The sequence below is a fragment of the Hydrogenophaga sp. FG152 genome, assembly GCF_057809615.1.
Genome location: NZ_JBMDKH010000009.1, coordinates 1 through 19041, shown reverse-complemented (window position 1 = coordinate 19041; position 19041 = coordinate 1). Strand labels below are relative to the sequence as shown.

Here is a 19041-nt window from a genome sequence, read left to right as displayed (position 1 = left end):
ATTCGCCGGCTCATGCGCGGGCCGATATGAGCGCTCGGCGCAGGTCGTTCCAGAGCGCTGGATTGCGGCCACGCTCCGCCCAGATCCAGCGCGCGGGCGCGTCTGCGGAATGCAGGCGCAACAGCACAATGCCCTGCCAGTCCATCACCCGCTCCACGCGTTGCAACGGCACGCTCTCGGCGCACGATTCGCTGTACCAGTGCCAGACACCTGCAGGCGCTTCGGGATCGCGCCTTTCCAGCGCATTCCATTTCAGATGCCCCACAGGAGACCGTCGCCAGACCCACAGGGCACCCATCACCCATATGGACCACAGCGTGCCTCCCAACACCCCCGACCAGGCTGCACCGCGGGTCGCATCGAGCCCATACCACAGGCCCAGGACAGCGGCACCCAGCACGGCCAGAAGCGCGAGCAGGACGCCATACAAACCACAACGCCCCACCGGAAACATCACCGATGGGGCGTTGTGCATGCGGCTTCTTCGTGAAGATAGGCGCGATCAGAGCGTTCAGGCGCGCCGGAAAACCAGCGTTCCGTTGGTGCCGCCGAAACCGAAGTTGTTTTTCACGGCCACGTCGATCTTCACGTCCCGCGCCGTGTTGGCGCAGTAGTCCAGGTCACATTCCGGGTCCTGGTTGAAGATGTTGATGGTCGGTGGCACCTTCTGGTGGTGCAGCGACAGCACGGTGAACACCGACTCGATGCCACCGGCGCCCCCCAGCAGGTGGCCGGTCATGGACTTGGTCGAGCTGACCACCATGTTCCTGGCATGGTCACCCAGGGCCGCCTTGATGGCGTTCGTCTCGTTGATGTCACCCAGCGGCGTGGAGGTGCCGTGGGCATTCAGGTAGTCCACCTGATCGGGGTTGACCCCCGCGTTGCGCAAGGCCCCCAGCATCGCACGGCGTGGGCCGTCCATGTTGGGCGCCGTCATGTGACCCGCATCGGCGCTCATGCCGAAACCGGCCAACTCGGCGTAGATCTTCGCGCCGCGTGCCTTGGCGTGCTCGTACTCTTCGAGCACCATCACGCCCGCGCCCTCGCCCAGCACAAAGCCATCGCGGTCCTTGTCCCAGGGACGGGATGCGGTCTTGGGATCGTCGTTGCGGGTCGACAGCGCGCGCATGGCGGCAAAACCGCCAATGCCCAGCGGCGACACGGTGGCTTCGGAACCACCGGCGATCATCACGTCGGCGTCGCCGTACTCGATCATGCGGCCGGCCTCACCGATGCAATGCAGGCCCGTGGTGCAGGCCGTGACGATGGCGATGTTCGGCCCCTTGAAGCCGAACTTCATCGACACGTGTCCCGAGATCATGTTGATGATCGAGGCCGGCACGAAAAAAGGCGTGATGCGCCGTGGACCACGGTTGGTCAGCTCGGTGTGCGTGTCCTCGATCAGCGGCAAACCGCCGATGCCCGAGCCAATCACGCAACCGATGCGCGTGGCCTGCTCCTCACCAAGCTGGTCGCCCGTCAGGAGGCCCGAATCCGCCACCGCCTGCATGGACGCAGCCACGCCGTAATGGATGAAGGTGTCCATCGTCCGCGCTTCCTTGGCGGTGATGTACTCATCCAGGTTGAACCCCTTGACCTCTCCTGCAAATTTGCAGGCGAAGTTCGACGCGTCGAACTTCGTGATGAAATCAATGCCGGATTGTCCGGCCAGGAGGTTGGCCCAGGAATCGGCCACCGTGTTGCCCACGGGGCTGATGCAACCCAGACCGGTCACGACGACGCGGCGACGGCTCATCTGTGCTTCAGGCCTTCTGGTTGGCCAACGCGTAGTCGATGGCTTTCTGAACCGTGGTGATCTTTTCGGCTTCTTCGTCGGGAATTTCGATACCGAACTCGTCTTCCAGCGCCATCACCAGTTCAACCGTGTCCAGAGAATCGGCGCCCAGGTCGGCCACGAAGGCCTTTTCGTTGGTGACCTGCCCCTCTTCCACACCGAGTTGTTCGGCAATGATTTTCTTAACACGTGCTTCGATATCGCTCATAGGTCCCTCTGAGGGTGGTTGAAATACAGTCCGCCATTTTAGCCGTGCCGGGAAAGTGACCCCGGGTGGCCCGCCGGGCGGCTGACGCGGCGAGGAAAAAGAGTGAATGCCCCGGATCAGGACATGAACATGCCGCCGTTGACGTGCAGTTCCTGTCCCGTGACATAGGCCGCCTGAGGGCTGCTCAGGTAAGCCACGGCGTGCGCGATGTCGGAGGGCTTGCCCAGATGCCCCAGAGGGATCTGGCCCAACAAGGCCTTTTGCTGTTCTTCGGGCAAGGCCGCGGTCATGTCGGTCTCGATGAAACCCGGTGCCACACAGTTGACCGTGATGTTGCGGCTGCCCAGTTCGCGCGCGAGGGCGCGCGTCATGCCCGCCACGCCGGCCTTGGCAGCGGCGTAGTTGGCTTGGCCAGCGTTGCCCGACGCACCCACCACGCTGGTGATGCTGACGATGCGGCCATAGCGCTGCTTCATCATCGGGCGGATGACGGCCCGGCTCATACGGAAGACGGCCTTGAGGTTGGTGTCCAGCACCGCGTCCCAGTCATCGTCCTTGAGGCGCATGGCCAACATGTCGCGCGTGATGCCGGCGTTGTTCACCAGCACCTGCAGACCGCCATGGGCCTTGACGATCTCGTCGATCAAAGCCTCGGCCGCAGCCGCGTCATTCACATCCAGCTTCGCGCCCCGGCAACCGGTGGCTGCGCCAGGCGCGGCCGACAGTGCCGCACCGATGCGCGCCGCGCCTTCATCGCTGGTCGCGGTACCGATCACGATCAGGCCGCGCGCCGCCAGCTCCAGCGCGATGGCCGCGCCAATGCCCCGCGAAGCGCCCGTGACCAGGGCCACCTGGCCCGCAAATTTGATTTCAGACATGGGGGTTCTCCAGACTTCAGGCCAGCAAGGCCTTGACCTCGGCCAGCGTGGCGGGGTCGAACAGGGCCGCACCGGTCAAGGACGGATCCACGCGCTTGACCATCGCGGCCAGCACCTTGCGCGGCCCGCATTCGACCAGGGTGTCGATGCCGCGGGCCTTGATCGCACCCACGCACTCGACCCAGCGCACCGGCCCGAAAGCTTGCCGGTACAGGGCTTCGCGGATGCGATCGGGGTCGGACTCCACCGCGACATCGATGTTGTTGACCACGGGAATCTGCGGCACTGCAAACGGCGTCGAGGCGAGCTTTTCCTTCAGTTTCTCGGCGGCCGGCTTCATCAGGCTCGAGTGGAAAGGCGCGGACACCGGCAAGGGCAGCGTGCGCTTGGCACCCTGTGCCTTGAGCACCTCGCAGGCCTTGTCGACGGCGGCCTTGCTGCCTGCGATGACGGTCTGCACCGGATCGTTGTAGTTCACGGCTTCCACCACTTCGGCGCTGCCGGCGCCAAAACTGGCCTGTGCCTCCAGGCAGCCAGCGACCACAACCGCGGCACTCAGGCCCAGCACGGCCGCCATCGCCCCCGTGCCCGGTGGCACGGCATCCTGCATGGCCTGCGCACGAAAGCGCACCAGCGGAGCGGCCTGTGCGAGGGTCAAGGACCCCGCAGCCACCAACGCGGAGTACTCGCCCAGCGAATGCCCGGCGACCGCCATGGGCAAAGCGCCACCTTCGGCGCGCCAGACGCGCCAGGCCGCCACGCCCGCCACCAGCATCACCGGCTGGGTGTTCACGGTCATGGCCAGCACATCGGCCGGGCCTTCGTGGATCAGCTTGCCCAGGTCTTCACCCATGGCATCCGAAGCTTCCTTCAGCGTCTCCTGAACGGCGGGGTGATCACCCCACGCATCGAGCATGCCTACGGCCTGAGAGCCCTGGCCCGGAAACACAAACGCAAAATTCTTCATGGAGATATTCAGTTCAGACGAAAGCAGAGAAGGCGGTGCTCAGAAATCGAGCAGCACCGAGCCCCAGGTGAATCCGCCACCAACGCCTTCGAGCATCAGCGTGTCGCCTTTTTTGACTTGTCCCTGTCGCACCGCGTGGTCCAGCGCCAACGGAATGGAAGCCGCCGAGGTGTTTCCGTGCTGGTCAACGGTGACAACCACCTTGTCCAGCGGCAGTTTGAGCTTGCGCGCCGTGCTGTGCATGATGCGGATGTTCGCCTGGTGCGGGATGAGCCAATCGATGTCTTCCGTGGTCTTGCCGGCCTTGGTCAACGTGGCCCGCGCGGTGTCTTCCAGCACCCCCACCGCCAGCTTGAAGACCGCCTGGCCATCCATCTTGAGCAGCGGGTCGCCGAGGATCTGCCCGCCGGAGACGTGGCCCGGCACGCACAGAATGCCCGTGTGCTTGCCGTCTGCATGGATGTCGGTGGCGAGAATGCCCGGCGTATCCGAGGCTTCCAGCACCACGGCACCGGCACCATCGCCAAACAGCACGCAGGTGGTGCGGTCGTTGAAATCGAGCAGGCGGCTGAATATCTCGGTACCGACCACCAGGGCCTTGCGCGAGGTGCCCGAGCGGATCAACGAATCCGCGACGGTCAGGGCGTAGATGAAACCCGTGCACACGGCCTGCACGTCGAAGGCCGGGCACCCGGCGATGCCCAGCTTGCGCTGCACGATGGTCGCGGTCGAAGGAAAGACCATGTCCGGCGTGGACGTCGCCACGATGATCAGGTCGATGTCGTCCGGCGCCACCTGGGCCGCGGACAAGGCTTGTTGGCAGGCCTCGACGGCCAGATCACTGGCATAGACCCCGTCGGCCACGAAGTGACGCGCCCGGATGCCGGTGCGTTCGACGATCCAGTCGTCGCTCGTTTCCACGCCGCGCGGTGCCAGCAACTCGACCATGTCGGCATTGGTCAGGCGCTGGGGCGGCAGGCTGCTGCCAGTGCCGGTGATGCGGGCGTAGCGTGTCATGCGGGTGAGAGGCGAAATTTCAAAGGGTCGGAATGCTCTTGAGCTCGCTGGGCACGGACTCCGGAGCAATCAGCGGCTTGGCGTGGGCGATGCGCTCCCGCACGTTGTCCAGCAATTTGTTGTGGGCCGCATCATAAGCCCGGCTCAGCGCATGTTCGAAGGCAAAGGCATCCGCCGATCCGTGGCTCTTGAACACCAGCCCTTTCAGGCCAAGCAGTGCCGCACCGTTGTACCTACGGTGATCAACGCGATTTTTAAATGACTTTAGAACCGGATAGGCAACGATGGCCGCCATTTTCCGAAAGATGTTCTTCGAGAACTCTTCCCGGATGAAGCCACTGATCATCGAAGCCAGGCCCTCGCTGGCCTTGAGCGCCACGTTGCCGACGAAACCATCACAGACCACGATGTCCGTCGTGCCTTTGAAAACGTCGTCGCCCTCGATGTTTCCGAAGAAATTCAGATCGCCGGTGTTGGATGCATTTCGCAGCAGGACGCCCGCTTGCTTGATGACTTCGCTGCCTTTGATGACTTCTTCACCGACGTTGAGCAGGCCTACCGTCGGCTCCTGCCGACCCGTGACCGCCGCCACCAGAGCGGAGCCCATCACGGCGAATTGCAGCAAGTGCTCGGCCGAACAATCGACATTGGCGCCCAAGTCGAGCACCGTGGTCGCACCACCCCGGGCGTTGGGCATCTGGGTGGCGATGGCCGGGCGATCGATGCCATCCATGGTCTTCAACACATAGCGGGCGATGGCCATGAGCGCCCCGGTGTTGCCGGCCGAGACGGCAGCCTGTGCAGCCCCGTCCTTGACCTGATTGATGGCCACCCGCATCGAAGAGTCCTTCTTGCGGCGAAGCGCCACCTCCACCGGATCCTCCATGGTCACGACCTCACTGGCCGGCACCACCTTGCAGCGCACGTTGTTGAGCAGTTGGGGCCAGGCACGAAACACCTCGGGCTTGCCCACGAGCAGAAGCTGCGCCTGGGGATGAGCAGCCAGAAAGGCCGTGCAGGCAGGCATGGTGACGGCCGGCCCGACATCCCCGCCCATGCAATCCACAGCGATGGTGATCATGACAACACCCCGGATCGAGCGCTTTGTGCACCCCAAGAACAAAAAAAGCCCGCATGCAGCATGCGGGCCTGTGCCTCACTGGCCAACCGGACCCCGTTCGCGACACCGCGGCGAGGCCCGTGTCGGCCCGCCATCAGGCTTCGGACTTGTTTTTCAGCACTTGGCGACCACGGTAGAAGCCGTTGGGGCTGATGTGGTGGCGCAGGTGGGTTTCGCCGGTGGTGGGTTCCACGGCGATGCCGGGAACGTTCAGTGCATTGTGCGAACGGTGCATGCCGCGCTTGGAGGGGGACTTTTTGTTTTGCTGAACAGCCATGGTGGGCTCCTGAAATCGGTAGGGTCAAACGGAGTGGCACAAACGGAGACCTGAAATCGCTCCGTTCAACCGGTTGCGCGCCTGACCCGAGCACGTCAACGTGCGAATGGATACCAGCGCAAAGCCAAGCATTATAGCCCGAAGGCGGCAATGCCGCCAGCCCTGAGGCCATGGCGCTCCAGAGGCTCACTTTTTGAGCTTGGCCAGTGCGGCAAAGGGGTTCTTGCGGGGCGCCGCCGCCTCGGGAGCGTCACCGCCCCCCGCCGTGCGCATGGACACCGGCTCAGGGCAGGTGTCGTGCATGGGCACCAGGGGCAGTTCCATCAACAGCTCATCCTCCAGCACGTCGTGCAGATCGGGCCTGGGCTCCAGGGCCAGCAAGTCCTCTTCGCAGTCGTCATCCTGGGCTTCGGCCGTGGCCTCATCGGCCACGAAACGGAACCAGCGGTCCACGGTCAAGGGCGTGTCCACGGGCGCGAGGCAGCGCTGGCAGGTCAGCGGCACCCGGGCATCGGCCTGCAAATGCAGCCAGACATCGGGCGTGCCGCCGCTGGCCGCCGGCCGCATTTCGCCCTGTGCCCGCCACCGCACGGGCGTGAGCGTGGCGCCATCGTCCAGGGCCGCTTCGGCCTGGACGCGGGGGAATGCCGAAAGCGGCTCGTCGTCCTGCAGGCTGGCGGCCGCCTGGGCGAAGGCACGCACGTCCAGGCGCCGAGGGTTCCAGGCCGTCTTGGGGGTGTCTTTCATCCGGGCAGTGTAAAAGAATGCGGGGAGAATACCGGGATGACCACCGCTTCCGATCCGTCATCCGACACCCCGTCCCGCACCCTCATTCTGGGTTCCACATCGCGGTACCGCCATGAACTGCTGTCCCGGCTGGGCGTGCCCTTCGAAGCGATCGCCCCCAACGTGGACGAAACACCCCGGGCCGGGGAAAAGCCGGCGGATCTGGCGCTTCGCCTGGCCATTGAAAAAGCCCGGAATGTCGCGCAACGACACCCCCAAGCCGTGGTGATCGGCAGCGACCAGGTCGCCGACCTGGCTGGCGAACCGCTTGGCAAGCCTGGCACCCACGAGCGGGCCGTGGCCCAGCTGAGGCGCATGCGCGGCCAGACCGTGGTGTTCCAGACCGCGCTGGCGGTGGTATGCCAGGCCTCGGGCTTCGAGCACAGCGACATCGCTGCGGTGCGGGTGGTGTTCCGCGACCTGAGCGACGGCGAAATCGAGCGCTACCTGCGCGCGGAGCAACCCTACGACTGCGCCGGCAGCGCCAAGAGCGAGGGCCTGGGCATCGCGCTGCTGGAGCGCATCGACAACGACGACCCGACGGCCCTGGTGGGTCTTCCGCTGATCCGCACCTGCCGGCTGATTCGCGCGGCGGGGGTGAAGTTGTTGTGAGCGCCCACTCTGAATCACGCGGCACGCTCTATCTCGTGCCCACTCCCCTGGATTTCGGCGTGGCGCAGGCCACGCCCGTGGCGCCCTCCGAGTGGCTCCCCGCCGAAACGCTGGGCACCGCCCGGCGCCTGACGCACTGGATCACCGAAAACGCCAAGAGCACGCGCGCCTTCCTCAAGCGGGTGGACGCCCTCGCCAGCCTGGCCGCACCCCTGCAGGCGCAGCAGATCACCGAGCTGCCCAGAGCGGCCCACAAGAAGGGGGACCATGCCCCGCAGGCCGAAGGCGACGCACAGGCCCGTGAACTGCTGGCCCCCGCCCTGCTCGGGCACGACATCGGTCTCGTCAGCGAAGCCGGCATGCCCGCCATCGCGGATCCCGGAAGCTCCATCGTGCGCGCCGCGCACGCGATGGGCCTGCGCGTGGTGCCGCTCACCGGCCCCATCTCGCTCATGCTGGCGCTGGCCGCCAGCGGGCTGAATGGACAGAGCTTCGCGTTCGTCGGCTACGTGCCCCAGGACGCCACCGAGCGCGCCAAACGGTTGCGGGAACTGGAAGCCCTGGCCCTGAAGACCGGGCAGACGCAGATCCTCATCGAAACGCCCTACCGCAACACCGCCCTCTTGCAGTCGCTGCTGCAAACGCTGCATCCGCACACACGCCTGGCCGTGTGCGGGGCACTCACCTTGCCGCAGCAGGTCTGCCGCAGCGCGCTGGTGCAGGAGTGGAAGCGCAACCCCCAGCCCCTGTCCGGCGAGTTGCCGCTGGACGCGCCCTGCGTCTTCCTGCTGGGCCGCTGAAGTCCGGGCTCAGACGCCCAGACGCTTCAGGTGCGCGCGCACCGAAGCGCTGAGTTCGGTGTTGGCCAAGGCCAGATCGATCGTGGCCTCCAGAAAGCCTTCCTTGCTGCCACAGTCGTAGCGCTTGCCGGCGTAGCGGAAGGCCTGCACCTTTTCCTTGCCGATCAGGGCCGCGATGCCGTCGGTGAGCTGGATTTCGCCCCCCGCGCCACGAGGTTGCTGGCGGATGCTCTCGAACACCGCCGGCGTGAGGATGTAGCGACCGGCCACGGCCAGGGTCGAGGGGGCGACGTCCGGCGCCGGCTTCTCCACCATCGCGAACACCTCGGCGAGCGCCTGGTTGGCGCCGTGCACGTCGACGACGCCGTAGCGGCGCGTCTCGGCGCGCGGCACGTCCTGCACCGCGAGCACCGTGCCCGGGCTGGACTCGTAGGCCTGCACCATCTGCTGCAGCACGGTGGCACCGCCTTGCGCCTGGTCCTGGCCCATCATCAGGTCATCGGCCAGCAGCACCGCGAACGGCTCGTTGCCCACCAGGCGCTCGGCGCAGAGCACCGCATGGCCCAGGCCCAGCGCCCGGGGCTGGCGCACATAGACGCAGTCCATGTCGTCGGGTTTGATGGAGTGCACCAATTCCAGCAGGGCGGACTTGCCCGCGGCCTCCAGCTCCATCTCCAGTTCGTAGGCGGTGTCGAAGTGATCCTCGATGGCGCGCTTGTGGCGCCCGGTCACGAAGATCATTTCGCGGATGCCGGCGGCGTAGGCCTCCTCCACGGCGTACTGCATCAGCGGCTTGTCCACCACCGGCAGCATCTCCTTGGGGATCGCCTTGGTGGCCGGAAGGAAACGGGTGCCCAGGCCACCCACGGGAAATACGGCTTTGCGGATCGTCATCTTGGTTTGGCTCGCATGTTCGTGAAGAAAGGCTCACCATGTTAACGGCGCACACGCCGACGTCCATCGAAAGGCTACACTGCAGCGGATTGAAAGCGGGGTCCCCCCCACTGGTTCAACCCACTCCCATCCGGCATGAGCATCACCCCCGTCATCCTTTGCGGAGGCTCCGGCACCCGTCTGTGGCCTCTGAGCCGCCAGAGTTTTCCCAAGCAGTTCGTGCCTCTGGTGGGCGACAAGAGCCTGCTGCAGCTGACCCTGGACCGTCTGGCCTGGTGCGACAACCCGGTGATCTGCGTGGCCGCCGAAGACCACCGTTTCCTGGTGGCCGACGCGATCGAAGCGGAAAGCGTGCCCGGGCAGGTGCTGCTCGAACCGGCGGCGCGCAACACCGCCGCGGCCATGGCGCTGGCCGCCCTGCTCGCCCGCTCGAAGGACAACGCCGATCCCCTGCTGTTGTTCTGCCCCTCCGACCACCACATTCCCGATGCTTCGGCCTTCGCCCAGACCATCCGCCAGGGTGTCCCGGCCGCCGAGGCAGGTGCCATCGTCACCTTCGGCGTGATGCCCAGCTTCCCGAGCAGCGCCTATGGCTACATCCAGCAGGGCGATGAGCGCGCCGATGGCAGCCGCAGGGTGGCCCGTTTCATCGAAAAACCCGCCCCGGCTGCCGCCCAGGCCTTGCTGCTGCAGGGCAACGTGCTGTGGAACGCGGGCATCTTTCTCGCGCGCGCCAGCACGCTGCTGGCCGCGCTCGCCCAGCACGCCGCCGACATCCTGCAGGCCTGCGAAAAGGCCATGGGCCAGACGCGGCAGGACCGGGTGGGCCAGATCCAGTTCGTTCGCCCCGACGCCGAATCCTTCCTCGCCTGCCGCTCGCAGAGCATCGACTACGCGGTGATGGAGCCGCACGACGATGTGGCTGTCGTGCCCTTCCAGGGCCAGTGGAGCGATGTCGGCAGCTGGAACGCGGTGGCCGAACTGAGCGACGCCGACGGCGAAGGCAACCGCATCACCGGGCAGGGCCACGCATTGAACGCGCGCAACACCTTCATCCACGCGCCGGGCCGCACCGTGGTGGCGCTGGGCACACAGGACCTGCTGATCGTCGATACCCCCGACGCCTTGCTGGTGGCCCAGCGGGACCACGCCGAGCAAGTGAAGGACGTGGTGGCCCACCTCTCGCAGCGCAAGGTGCCGCAGGCCGCGATGCACCGCCGCGTGGCGCGCCCCTGGGGCTGGTACGACAGCGTCGACATGGGCGAGCGCTTCCAGGTCAAGCGCATCGGTGTGAAGCCGGGGGCCTCGCTCAGCCTGCAGAAACACCACCATCGCGCCGAACACTGGATCATCGTCAAGGGCACGGCCGAAGTCACGCGTGGGCAGGAGGTGTACCTGCTGTCGGAGAACCAGTCGACCTACATCCCCATTGGCGAAGTGCACCGGCTGCACAACCCCGGCAAGATGGTGCTGGAAATGATCGAGGTCCAGTCGGGCAGCTACCTCGGTGAAGACGACATCGTGCGGCTGGAGGACATCTACGGCCGCCAGCCCGACCCCGCAAACAAGAAGTAAAAAAATGAAAGTTCTGCTCACCGGCGGCGCCGGCTACATCGGAAGCCACACCGCCGTGGCCCTCATCGAGGCCGGCTTTGAACCGGTGTTGCTGGACAACTTCGCCAACAGCCACCCCGTGGTGCTGGACCGCCTCGCGCGCATCACAGGCCAGACGATGCCGTTCGAAGAAGGCGATGTGCTGGACACGCCCTGGGTGGAAGACGTGTTGCGCCGCCACCGCCCTGTGGGTGTGATCCATTTCGCCGGCGACAAGGCGGTGGGCGAAAGCGTGGCGCTGCCCCTGAAGTATTTCCACAACAACATCGGCGGCGCGGTCAGCCTGCTGCGCGCCATGGAGACCGTGCACGCGGAAGACCCTTCGATCGCGCCCACGCTGGTGTTTTCCAGCAGCGCGACGGTGTACGGCGATCCGGCCACCGTGCCCATCACCGAAGACTTCCCGCGCAGCCACACCAACCCCTATGGCCACAGCAAACTGGTCATCGAAGACATGCTCACCGCCCTGTGCGCGGCCCGTCCGGCCTGGCGCGTGGGCACGCTGCGCTATTTCAACCCGGTCGGTGCCCACCCCAGTGGCCTGATCGGCGAAGACCCGGCGGGCATTCCCAACAACCTGATGCCCTACGTGGCGCAGGTGGCCGTGGGCCAGCGCGAACACCTCAACGTGTATGGCAACGACTACCCCACGCCGGATGGCACGGGTGTGCGCGACTACATCCACGTGCAGGACCTGGCCGCCGGCCACGTCGCTGCCATCAAGGCCCTGCTGAGCCGGGGCGAGAGCTTCACAGTGAACCTGGGCACGGGCAGCGGCCACAGCGTGCTGGACGTGGTGCGCGCCTTCGAACAGGCCAGCGGTCGCCCGGTGCCCTACCAGATTGCCCCACGCCGCGCGGGCGACGTGGCCCAGTGCTGGGCCGACCCGGCACTGGCCCTGCGCCTGCTGGGCTGGCAGGCGAAGCACACGCTGGATCAGATGTGCGCCGATGCCTGGCGCTGGCAGAGCGGCAACCCCAACGGTTACAAGGGCTGAACCCGCCCCGGGGCCCTCACTTCAGCTGCACGCCGGCCGCACGGGCCGCCAGGAACATCCCTTCGCCCATGCTGGCGCCAAAGCGCTTGGCCAGGCGCAGGCCCACGTTCTCACGGCGCGTGTAGTCCACGATCTCTTCGGCCTTGACGATCTCGCGCGCCACGTAGTCGAGGTTGCCCAGGCCATCGGCCAGGCCGAGGGCCACCGCCTGCTGGCCATTCCACACCAGGCCGCTGAAGGTGTCGCCGTTCTCCTTCAGGCGATCGCCGCGGCCCTTTTTCACCACCTCGATGAACTGGGCGTGGATCTGGCCCAGCATGGTCTGGATATAGGCCTTCTGCGCCTCGTCCTGCGGGCTGAACGGGTCCAGCATGGCCTTGTTGGCCCCAGCGGTCATGAGGCGGCGCTCGATGCCGAGCTTGTCCATCAGGCCGGTGAAACCGAAGCCGTCCATCAGCACGCCGATGCTGCCGACCAGGCTGGCCTTGTCCACGTAGATGTCGTCCGCTGCCGCGGCGATGTAGTAGGCGGCCGAGGCACAGGTCTCTTCCACCACCGCGTAGACCTTCTTGCCGTGCAGGCCTTTGAGGCGGGTGATCTCGTCGTTGATGATGCCAGCCTGCACCGGGCTGCCGCCGGGTGAGTTGATCAGCAGCACCACTGCCTGCGCGCCCTCGTCCTCGAACGCGGAGCGCAGCGAGGCCACCACGTATTCGGCGCTGGCTTCGGCCCCGCTGGCGATCTCACCCTTGATGTCCACCACCGCCGTGTGCGGGGTGCTCACCGTGGTGGTGGTGTTGCTGGTGTAGGCGAACCAGGCAATGGCGCCGAACACCGCCAGCCAGAGCAGCCGGCCGAACATCTTCCAGCGGCGCGCGGACTGCTGCTCGCGGATGGTCGCGAAAACCAGTTTTTCCAGGGTGGCGCGCTCCCAGGCCACGCCCGGCGTGCGGTCGCTGGAGGCGTTGGCGGACGGGCCGGGGAAATCGTCGTTCATGGTCGAAGGTTCTCAGAATTCAAGGGGTTTGAGGTGGTATTGTGACCGCCAGTGGACCACCCCGTCGTGCTCCACCAGCTCGATCTTGACCAGCCCGCCCCGGCATGGCCCACCCTGGCAGGCGCCGGTGTCGGGCTCGTACACCGCGCCGTGTGTGGCGCACAGCAACCAGCGGCCGCTGTCGTCGAAAAACCGATCGGGCTGCCAGTCCATTTCCATCGCCACGTGGGTGCAGCGGTTCAGGTAGGCGTGCGGCTGGCCGCGGTAGCGGATCGCGAACGCGCGGCAGGTCTGGCCTGCGTACACCACGTCGAACGACACGGCACGCCCCCCATCGACCAGATCCCGGCTGTTGCACAGCGCGTAGACCGGATCGTCGGAGGGGATGCTCATGACCGGCTCAAGCGTGGGCGTTCAGCCAGTCGTGCAGTTCGCGCACCGAGTGCGCCACGTGCAAGGGGTTGAGCACCGCGAAGCTGGTCGGCTCGTGCGCGCCGTAGCTCACGCCCACGCTCGCGCAGCCGGCGTTGACCGCCATCTGCAGGTCGTGCGTGGTGTCGCCGATCATCAGGGTGCGCTCGGGCGCCACGCCGAACTCGCGCATCAGTTCGTGCAACATGCGGGGGTTGGGCTTGCCCGCGGTCTCGTCGGCGGTGCGCGAGCCATCGAACACGCCCTGCAGCTCCACCGTGTGCAGCACCTCGTTGAGACCTGCGCGGCTCTTGCCGGTAGCCACCGTCAACCAGTGGTGGCGGCCTTTGAGTTCAGCCAGCAGCGGCAACACCCCTTCGAACAGGCTGAGCTCGTGTTGCGCGGCCATGTAGTGATGGCGGTAGCGCTGGCCGAGCTGGGGGTAGCGGTCGGGCGGCACATCGGGCGCGGCGTGGGCCAGGGCCTGCATGAGGCCCATGCCGATCACGTAGCTGGCCGCCTCGCGGGTGGGCGGCGCGCCTCCGACATCCACCACCGCCGACTGGATGCAGCGGGTGATGAGCGCGGTGGAATCGAACAGGGTGCCGTCCCAGTCGAAGGCGATGAGATCGAATTGGCGCGGGCGCATGGGGTCAGGCACAGAGGGTTTGCGCATGGTGGCGCAAGTGGTCTTCGATGAAGCTGGCGATGAAGTAATAACCGTGGTCATACCCCTCGTGCCGGCGCAGCGTGAGCGGCTGGCCGGCCTGCGCGCAGGCCGCCTCGAACAGGTGGGGGTGCAGCTGGGCGGCCAGGAAATTGTCCGCCAGCCCCTGGTCGATCAGCAAGGGCGGCGCCTTGCGCCCGGCCTTCACGAGTTCGGTGGCGTCGTGCGGGGCCCAGGTGGCGCGGTCGTGACCCAGGTAGCCACCGAACGCCTTCTCGCCCCACGGGCATTGCGTGGGCGCGGCGATCGGCGCAAACGCCGACACGCTCTGGTACAGCCCGGGGTGGCGCAGGGCCAGCGTGAGCGCTCCGTGGCCACCCATGGAGTGACCAAAGAGGCCGACGCGGTCGTCCCGCGCGGGAAATTGCGACAGCACGAGCTCGCGCAGCTCCTTCGTGACCCAGCTTTCCATCCGGAAGTGCGTCGCCCAGGGCGCTTGCGTGGCATCGAGGTAGAAGCCTGCGCCGTGGCCGAAGTCCCAGGCCGCGCTCGCGCCTTCGATGCCGGTGTCGCGCGGGCTGGTGTCGGGCGAGACCAGCATCAGGCCCAGCTCGGCCGCCACGCGCTGCGCGCCGGCCTTGATGGCGAAAGTCTCCTCGGTGCAGGTCAGCCCCGCCAGGTAGAACAGCACCGGCACCGGGCCCTGTGCCGCCTGCGGCGGCACGAACACGCCGAACTTCATGGGCAGGCCGATCCCGGCCGAGGCATGGCGGTAAAAGCCCTGCACGCCACCGAAGCAGCGGTGCTCGCTCAAGGTCTCCAGCGCCATCAGAACTCCACGACGGCGCGGATGGACTCGCCGCGCTTCATCAGCGCGAAGCCCTCGTTGATGTCGGCCAGCTTGAGCTTGTGGGTGATCAGGTCGTCGATGTTGATCTTGCCGTCCATGTACCAGTCCACAATCTTGGGCACATCGGTGCGGCCCCTTGCGCCACCAAAGGCCGAGCCTTCCCATTTGCGGCCGGTGACCAGCTGGAACGGGCGCGTGCTGATCTCGGCACCGGCCTCGGCCACGCCGATGATGATGCTGCGGCCCCAGCCCTTGTGCGTGCACTCCAGCGCCTGCCGCATCACCTGCGTGTTGCCGATGCACTCGAAGCTGTAGTCGGCCCCGCCGTCGGTGAGCTGCACGATGGCATCGACCACGTTCTCCACCTCCTTCGGATTGATGAAGTGCGTCATGCCGAACTTGCGCGCCATCTCCTGGCGGGCGGGGTTGAGGTCCACGCCGATGATCTTGTCCGCGCCCACCATCTTCGCGCCCTGGATCACGTTCAGGCCAATGCCACCCAGGCCGAACACCACCACGTTGGCGCCCGCCTCCACCTTGGCGGTGAAGATCACCGCGCCGATGCCGGTGGTCACGCCGCAGCCGATGTAGCAGACCTTGTCGAAGGGGGCGTCCTCACGGATCTTGGCCAGCGAGATCTCGGGCGCCACGGTGTAGTTGCTGAAGGTGCTGGTGCCCATGTAGTGGAAGATGGGCTTGCCGTCCAGGCTGAAGCGGCTGGTGGCATCGGGCATCAGGCCCTTGCCCTGCGTGCCGCGGATCAGCTGGCACAGGTTGGTCTTGCGGCTCAGGCAGAACTTGCACTGGCGGCACTCGGGCGTGTACAGCGGGATAACGTGGTCGCCCTTCTTCAGCGTGGTCACGCCAGGGCCCACGTCGACCACGATGCCCGCCCCTTCGTGGCCGAGGATGGCCGGAAAGATGCCTTCGGGGTCCGCGCCCGAGAGCGTGTAATAGTCGGTGTGGCAGATGCCCGTGGCCTTGATCTCGACCAGCACTTCGCCGAATTTCGGACCTTCCAGGTCCACGGTTTCAATGGTCAGGGGCTGGCCTGCTTTCCAGGCCACGGCGGCTTGCGTCTTCATGGTGTGCTCTGCTCGGAGGTTGTGAAATCGGTCACGAGGTTACCGCAGATCACATGCCCTCCGGCGCACAGCGCCCATCCTTCACTCCGTCTTGGCCCCGCCCTTGAACCATTGGCCGATGAGGGCACGCTCCTCTTCGGTCAGGCCGGTGGCGTTGTTCATTGGCATCAGCCGCGTGACCACCGCCTGCTGATACACCGCCTGCGCGTGCTGCTTGAGCGCATCGGGCGTGTCCAGCCGCACGTTCTTGGACTGCAGCGCCTCGCCATGGCACATCACGCAACGCTGGTCGATCACCGGCTTGACCTGTGCATAGCTCACGGTGGCGGGCACCGCCACCGCCTGCACGGGCGCCGGCTTGAGCCAGACGATCAGCGCAATCAGCGCCACCACGCCAGCCACCGCATAGGGCCAGGGGTGCTTGTTGCGGCCCAGCTTGTAACCGTGGCGCATGACGAAGAACTGGCGGATCGCCGCGCCGGCGAACATCATGCCGATGAGGATCAGCCAGTTCTGCGGGTGCGTGTAGGTGAAGCTGTAGTGGTTGCTCAGCATCGCGAACACCACCGGCAGCGTGAAGTAGGTGTTGTGCACGCTGCGCTGCTTGCCGCGCTTGCCGTGGATGGGATCGACCGGCCGGCCGGCCTTGAGATCGGCCACCACCGTGCGCTGGCCCGGGATGATCCAGAAGAACACGTTGGCGCTCATGGCGGTGGCAATCATCGCGCCCACCAGCAGGAAGGCCGCGCGCCCGGCGAACAGCTGCGTGGCCAGCCAGGCCGCCACGCACACCAGCACCAGCACCAGCGCGCCCACCTTGGCGTCGCCGTTCTCCTTCTGGCCCAGCGTGCGGCAGATCGCGTCGTACAGCAGCCAGAACACCACCAGGAAACCCAGTGCGGTGGCGATCGCCGCGGCCGGCGACCACTCGAACACCTTCGGGTCGATCAGGTAGACGCTCGGGCTCCAGAGATACGAGATGAGGAACAGCGCGAAGCCCGAGAGCCAGGTGGAATAGCTCTCCCAGTAGAACCAGTGCAGGTGGTCGGGCAGCTTGGGCGGGGAGACCGCGAACTTCACCGGGTGGTAGAAGCCGCCGCCGTGCAGGGCCCAGAGTTCGCCACTGACACCGTCCTTCTTGAGCTGCTCGTCCTCTGGCGGGGTGAGGCTGCTGTCAAGAAAGACGAAATAGAAAGATGAGCCAATCCAGGCAATGGCCACGATGACGTGCAGCCAGCGAAGCAGCAGATTGGCCCAGTCGAGCAGGTAAGTTTCCATGGCACCTCAAGGCAAGGTCAGGGCTTGCGACTCACCACCGCGGGCGCTCTGAGTCGTCTGAGGGCCGCGTTTGAGTGTTGTGGGAACACCCGCTCCGCTGCGACCGGTCGGCCAAAGTGTATACACTTTTTGAGAACATTCAAGAGGTCATGCGCGCATCGGCCGTGGTTTCGCAGACAAGCAACAACTGCGCCACCACAGAGGCGGCGATCACGGCCGGCGCCTTGCCCTGGATGCCCGGCAGGCCGATGGGGCAGGTGATGCTCGCCAGCTCCGCCTCGCTGAAACCGCGCTGGCGCAGGCGGCGCTGGAAGGTCGCCCACTTGGTCTTGCTGCCGATCAGCCCCACGAAGCCCAGATCCTCGTGCTGCCGTTGCCGTTGCAGACAAGCCGCCACGATGTCGAGGTCTTCGGCGTGCGAGAAGCTCATGATCAGCACGCTGGAGCGCGGCGCCAGGTCGCGCACCGCGAGCTGCACCGGTTCGGAGTACTCGGTGCGCACCCCGATCGGCAGGTCGTGCGGAAACACCTCGTCCCGGCTGTCGATCCACGTCACATCGAACGGCAGCGGCGCCAGCGCCTGCACCAGGGCGCGGCCCACGTGACCTCCGCCAAACAGCGCCAGCGGCGCATGGCCAAGGGTCAGGCGCTGGCGCAGCGCCTCGCGGCTGGAGGCCTCCACCAGTTCGAATTGCAGCACCAGGGCCCCGCCGCAGCACTGGCCCAGGCTGGGGCCCAGGGTGACCGCCTGCGACCAGGCGGCAGGCCGCTCGCTGGCCCCGCGCCCCAGCGCCTCGCGCGCATACCGCATCGCATCCCACTCCAGGTGCCCGCCACCGATGGTGCCGACCGCGCCACCCGCCGCGCCCGCGAACACCGCCATCCACGCACCGGTTTCGCGCGGCACGGATCCGCGCGTCGCGCCGACCGTCACCAGCACGGCGCGCTCCGTCGCCAGGCGCAATAAAAAGGCATCGAGGTCTGAGAGCATCTGTGGCGCCGACGTCAGAAAAGAGGATGGACACGCGATCGCGATCGAGGTCACCCAGTATCCGCCTCTACTGTACCCACGTCCTGTCGAAACGCCCATACACTTCATCCGCCCCGCCATATGGTCCAGCCGAAGACCCCGCCCGACCCCCGATCCCTTTGCAGGTCAGCCACCATGAGAGACATCACCCCCGCTCCCCGTCCGGCCACGCGCGCGGACGCCGCCGACCAGCCCCGCTCGTCCTGGGGCTGGCTCGGCCTGTGCACCGCCGCCTTGCTGGCCGCGTGTGCCGCGCCGCTGCCCCCACCGCCGCCGCCGCCTCCGCCCCCACCGCCGGCGCCCGTGCCCGCACCACCGCCGCCCGTGAGCACCCTGCCCGCACCCGCCTTCATTTCACAGGCCGCCTCGCCGCACGACTACCGCAAGGACGGCGCGCGCCACATCTACGAACGCAATGCCCACCGAATTTACAAGGGCCAGCTGCCGCCGCTGATGCACGCCGTGGGCGTGTTGCAGGTGCAGGTCGACGGCCGCGGCAATGTGCAGAACATCAACTGGATGCGCGCGCCCAGCCATGTGCCCGACGTGATGCGCGAGATCGAGCGCACCGTGCGCGCCGCCGCCCCCTTCCCCGCCCCCGTGCGCATGGGCAGCGTGACCTACACCGAGGTCTGGCTGTGGGACAAGAGCGGCAAATTCCAGCTCGACACGCTGACCGAAGGCCAGCGCGACAAGTGACGACGCCCCCACGCTCCGCCGCTGCGCGGGTCGCTGCCCCCCAAGGGGGCTGATCCGGC

General features: G+C 66.5%; 22 protein-coding genes. 5 read left to right on the top strand and 17 right to left on the bottom strand.

Translation table 11 applies throughout. The annotated features are described in order from the left end of the window. Nucleotides 1–10: 10 nt before the first annotated feature. From ACODTB_RS12385 to ACODTB_RS12345, 9 genes are all read right to left on the bottom strand, one after another. On the bottom strand, nt 11–475 hold the full coding sequence (locus ACODTB_RS12385; RefSeq protein WP_291114241.1) for a hypothetical protein: 465 nt from the start codon (nt 473–475) through the stop codon (nt 11–13). Between the two features lie 36 nt (nt 476–511). Next, nucleotides 512–1756 (bottom strand): beta-ketoacyl-ACP synthase II, encoded by a 1245-nt coding sequence (gene fabF / locus ACODTB_RS12380; RefSeq protein WP_291114245.1) that lies wholly within the window; start codon nt 1754–1756, stop codon nt 512–514. A gap of 7 nt (nt 1757–1763) precedes the next feature. Further along, on the bottom strand, nt 1764–2003 hold the full coding sequence (gene acpP / locus ACODTB_RS12375) for an acyl carrier protein (protein ID WP_066269448.1): 240 nt from the start codon (nt 2001–2003) through the stop codon (nt 1764–1766). A gap of 116 nt (nt 2004–2119) precedes the next feature. Further along, the gene (fabG, locus tag ACODTB_RS12370) at nt 2120–2881 is read right to left on the bottom strand and encodes a 3-oxoacyl-ACP reductase FabG (protein WP_291114251.1); all 762 of its coding nucleotides are present in this window, start codon (nt 2879–2881) and stop codon (nt 2120–2122) included. 16 nt (nt 2882–2897) lie between these two features. After that, nucleotides 2898–3848, bottom strand: a complete 951-nt coding sequence (fabD, locus tag ACODTB_RS12365; protein WP_291114254.1) for an ACP S-malonyltransferase — start codon at nt 3846–3848, stop codon at nt 2898–2900. 39 nt (nt 3849–3887) lie between these two features. After that, nucleotides 3888–4865, bottom strand: coding sequence for a beta-ketoacyl-ACP synthase III (locus ACODTB_RS12360; RefSeq protein ID WP_291114257.1), 978 nt, complete (start codon nt 4863–4865; stop codon nt 3888–3890). Nucleotides 4866–4884: 19 nt separating this feature from the next. Further along, entirely contained in the window at nt 4885–5946 is a 1062-nt protein-coding gene (plsX, locus tag ACODTB_RS12355) for a phosphate acyltransferase PlsX (protein WP_291114260.1), read from the bottom strand. 133 nt (nt 5947–6079) lie between these two features. Continuing rightward, entirely contained in the window at nt 6080–6262 is a 183-nt protein-coding gene (gene rpmF, locus ACODTB_RS12350) for a 50S ribosomal protein L32 (RefSeq protein WP_005794249.1), read from the bottom strand. A 186-nt stretch (nt 6263–6448) separates the two neighbouring features. Then, a complete protein-coding gene (locus tag ACODTB_RS12345; RefSeq protein ID WP_291114359.1) occupies nt 6449–7009 on the bottom strand; it encodes a YceD family protein in 561 nt (186 codons plus the stop codon). A 36-nt stretch (nt 7010–7045) separates the two neighbouring features. Between ACODTB_RS12345 and ACODTB_RS12340 the strand changes: the two genes are divergently transcribed. Beyond that, nucleotides 7046–7660 carry a Maf family protein gene (locus ACODTB_RS12340; RefSeq protein ID WP_291114362.1) on the top strand — a complete coding sequence of 205 codons (615 nt, stop codon included), beginning with the start codon at nt 7046–7048 and terminating at the stop codon, nt 7658–7660. Continuing rightward, nucleotides 7657–8460 carry an SAM-dependent methyltransferase gene (locus tag ACODTB_RS12335; RefSeq protein ID WP_291114365.1) on the top strand — a complete coding sequence of 268 codons (804 nt, stop codon included), beginning with the start codon at nt 7657–7659 and terminating at the stop codon, nt 8458–8460. Before ACODTB_RS12340 ends, ACODTB_RS12335 begins: the two co-directional genes overlap by 4 nt. A 9-nt stretch (nt 8461–8469) precedes the next feature. Here the strand turns inward: ACODTB_RS12335 and galU are convergent, their stop codons facing one another. Then, nucleotides 8470–9354: a UTP--glucose-1-phosphate uridylyltransferase GalU gene (gene galU / locus ACODTB_RS12330; protein ID WP_291114367.1), complete on the bottom strand. Its 885-nt coding sequence runs from the start codon at nt 9352–9354 to the stop codon at nt 8470–8472. Between the two features lie 135 nt (nt 9355–9489). On the opposite strand from galU, the gene ACODTB_RS12325 reads away from it, so the two are divergent. Then, entirely contained in the window at nt 9490–10929 is a 1440-nt protein-coding gene (locus tag ACODTB_RS12325; protein ID WP_291114370.1) for a mannose-1-phosphate guanylyltransferase/mannose-6-phosphate isomerase, read from the top strand. A 4-nt stretch (nt 10930–10933) separates the two neighbouring features. Beyond that, on the top strand, nt 10934–11965 hold the full coding sequence (gene galE, locus ACODTB_RS12320; RefSeq protein WP_291114373.1) for a UDP-glucose 4-epimerase GalE: 1032 nt from the start codon (nt 10934–10936) through the stop codon (nt 11963–11965). A gap of 16 nt (nt 11966–11981) precedes the next feature. On the opposite strand, the gene ACODTB_RS12315 is transcribed toward galE, so the two are convergent. The 7 genes from ACODTB_RS12315 to xdhC form a co-directional block, all read right to left on the bottom strand. Beyond that, entirely contained in the window at nt 11982–12962 is a 981-nt protein-coding gene (locus tag ACODTB_RS12315; protein ID WP_291114376.1) for a S49 family peptidase, read from the bottom strand. A 12-nt stretch (nt 12963–12974) separates the two neighbouring features. Continuing rightward, complete coding sequence (locus ACODTB_RS12310; protein WP_291114379.1) at nt 12975–13355, bottom strand: Rieske (2Fe-2S) protein; 381 nt, start codon at nt 13353–13355, stop codon at nt 12975–12977. 7 nt (nt 13356–13362) lie between these two features. Then, nucleotides 13363–14022, bottom strand: coding sequence for an HAD family hydrolase (locus ACODTB_RS12305; RefSeq protein WP_291114382.1), 660 nt, complete (start codon nt 14020–14022; stop codon nt 13363–13365). Between the two features lie 4 nt (nt 14023–14026). Beyond that, a complete protein-coding gene (gene fghA, locus ACODTB_RS12300; RefSeq protein ID WP_488929367.1) occupies nt 14027–14869 on the bottom strand; it encodes an S-formylglutathione hydrolase in 843 nt (280 codons plus the stop codon). After that, complete coding sequence (locus ACODTB_RS12295; RefSeq protein ID WP_382321241.1) at nt 14869–15975, bottom strand: S-(hydroxymethyl)glutathione dehydrogenase/class III alcohol dehydrogenase; 1107 nt, start codon at nt 15973–15975, stop codon at nt 14869–14871. The genes fghA and ACODTB_RS12295 overlap by 1 nt, the downstream gene beginning before the upstream one ends. Nucleotides 15976–16056: 81 nt before the next feature. Beyond that, nucleotides 16057–17253 carry a urate hydroxylase PuuD gene (locus ACODTB_RS12290; protein WP_291121978.1) on the bottom strand — a complete coding sequence of 399 codons (1197 nt, stop codon included), beginning with the start codon at nt 17251–17253 and terminating at the stop codon, nt 16057–16059. Between the two features lie 139 nt (nt 17254–17392). Beyond that, entirely contained in the window at nt 17393–18244 is an 852-nt protein-coding gene (gene xdhC / locus ACODTB_RS12285; protein ID WP_291121979.1) for a xanthine dehydrogenase accessory protein XdhC, read from the bottom strand. A gap of 174 nt (nt 18245–18418) precedes the next feature. On the opposite strand from xdhC, the gene ACODTB_RS12280 reads away from it, so the two are divergent. After that, a complete protein-coding gene (locus tag ACODTB_RS12280; protein WP_291121981.1) occupies nt 18419–18982 on the top strand; it encodes an energy transducer TonB in 564 nt (187 codons plus the stop codon). The last annotated feature ends 59 nt before the right edge of the window (nt 18983–19041 follow it).

Bases quoted from the DNA above. Each gene is read 5' to 3' on its own strand.
- ACODTB_RS12385 (WP_291114241.1), bottom strand. From the start codon at position 475: ATGCACAACGCCCCATCGGTGATGTTTCCGGTGGGGCGTTGTGGTTTG.
- ACODTB_RS12360 (WP_291114257.1), bottom strand. From the start codon at position 4,865: ATGACACGCTACGCCCGCATCACCGGCACTGGCAGCAGCCTGCCGCCC.
- fabG (WP_291114251.1), bottom strand. From the start codon at position 2,881: ATGTCTGAAATCAAATTTGCGGGCCAGGTGGCCCTGGTCACGGGCGCT.
- ACODTB_RS12280 (WP_291121981.1), top strand. From the start codon at position 18,419: ATGAGAGACATCACCCCCGCTCCCCGTCCGGCCACGCGCGCGGACGCC.
- ACODTB_RS12290 (WP_291121978.1), bottom strand. From the start codon at position 17,253: ATGGAAACTTACCTGCTCGACTGGGCCAATCTGCTGCTTCGCTGGCTG.
- acpP (WP_066269448.1), bottom strand. From the start codon at position 2,003: ATGAGCGATATCGAAGCACGTGTTAAGAAAATCATTGCCGAACAACTC.
- fabD (WP_291114254.1), bottom strand. From the start codon at position 3,848: ATGAAGAATTTTGCGTTTGTGTTTCCGGGCCAGGGCTCTCAGGCCGTA.
- ACODTB_RS12340 (WP_291114362.1), top strand. From the start codon at position 7,046: ATGACCACCGCTTCCGATCCGTCATCCGACACCCCGTCCCGCACCCTC.
- galU (WP_291114367.1), bottom strand. From the start codon at position 9,354: ATGACGATCCGCAAAGCCGTATTTCCCGTGGGTGGCCTGGGCACCCGT.
- xdhC (WP_291121979.1), bottom strand. From the start codon at position 18,244: ATGCTCTCAGACCTCGATGCCTTTTTATTGCGCCTGGCGACGGAGCGC.
- fghA (WP_488929367.1), bottom strand. From the start codon at position 14,869: ATGGCGCTGGAGACCTTGAGCGAGCACCGCTGCTTCGGTGGCGTGCAG.
- fabF (WP_291114245.1), bottom strand. From the start codon at position 1,756: ATGAGCCGTCGCCGCGTCGTCGTGACCGGTCTGGGTTGCATCAGCCCC.
- ACODTB_RS12345 (WP_291114359.1), bottom strand. From the start codon at position 7,009: ATGAAAGACACCCCCAAGACGGCCTGGAACCCTCGGCGCCTGGACGTG.
- ACODTB_RS12315 (WP_291114376.1), bottom strand. From the start codon at position 12,962: ATGAACGACGATTTCCCCGGCCCGTCCGCCAACGCCTCCAGCGACCGC.
- plsX (WP_291114260.1), bottom strand. From the start codon at position 5,946: ATGATCACCATCGCTGTGGATTGCATGGGCGGGGATGTCGGGCCGGCC.
- ACODTB_RS12305 (WP_291114382.1), bottom strand. From the start codon at position 14,022: ATGCGCCCGCGCCAATTCGATCTCATCGCCTTCGACTGGGACGGCACC.
- galE (WP_291114373.1), top strand. From the start codon at position 10,934: ATGAAAGTTCTGCTCACCGGCGGCGCCGGCTACATCGGAAGCCACACC.
- rpmF (WP_005794249.1), bottom strand. From the start codon at position 6,262: ATGGCTGTTCAGCAAAACAAAAAGTCCCCCTCCAAGCGCGGCATGCAC.
- ACODTB_RS12295 (WP_382321241.1), bottom strand. From the start codon at position 15,975: ATGAAGACGCAAGCCGCCGTGGCCTGGAAAGCAGGCCAGCCCCTGACC.
- ACODTB_RS12310 (WP_291114379.1), bottom strand. From the start codon at position 13,355: ATGAGCATCCCCTCCGACGATCCGGTCTACGCGCTGTGCAACAGCCGG.
- ACODTB_RS12325 (WP_291114370.1), top strand. From the start codon at position 9,490: ATGAGCATCACCCCCGTCATCCTTTGCGGAGGCTCCGGCACCCGTCTG.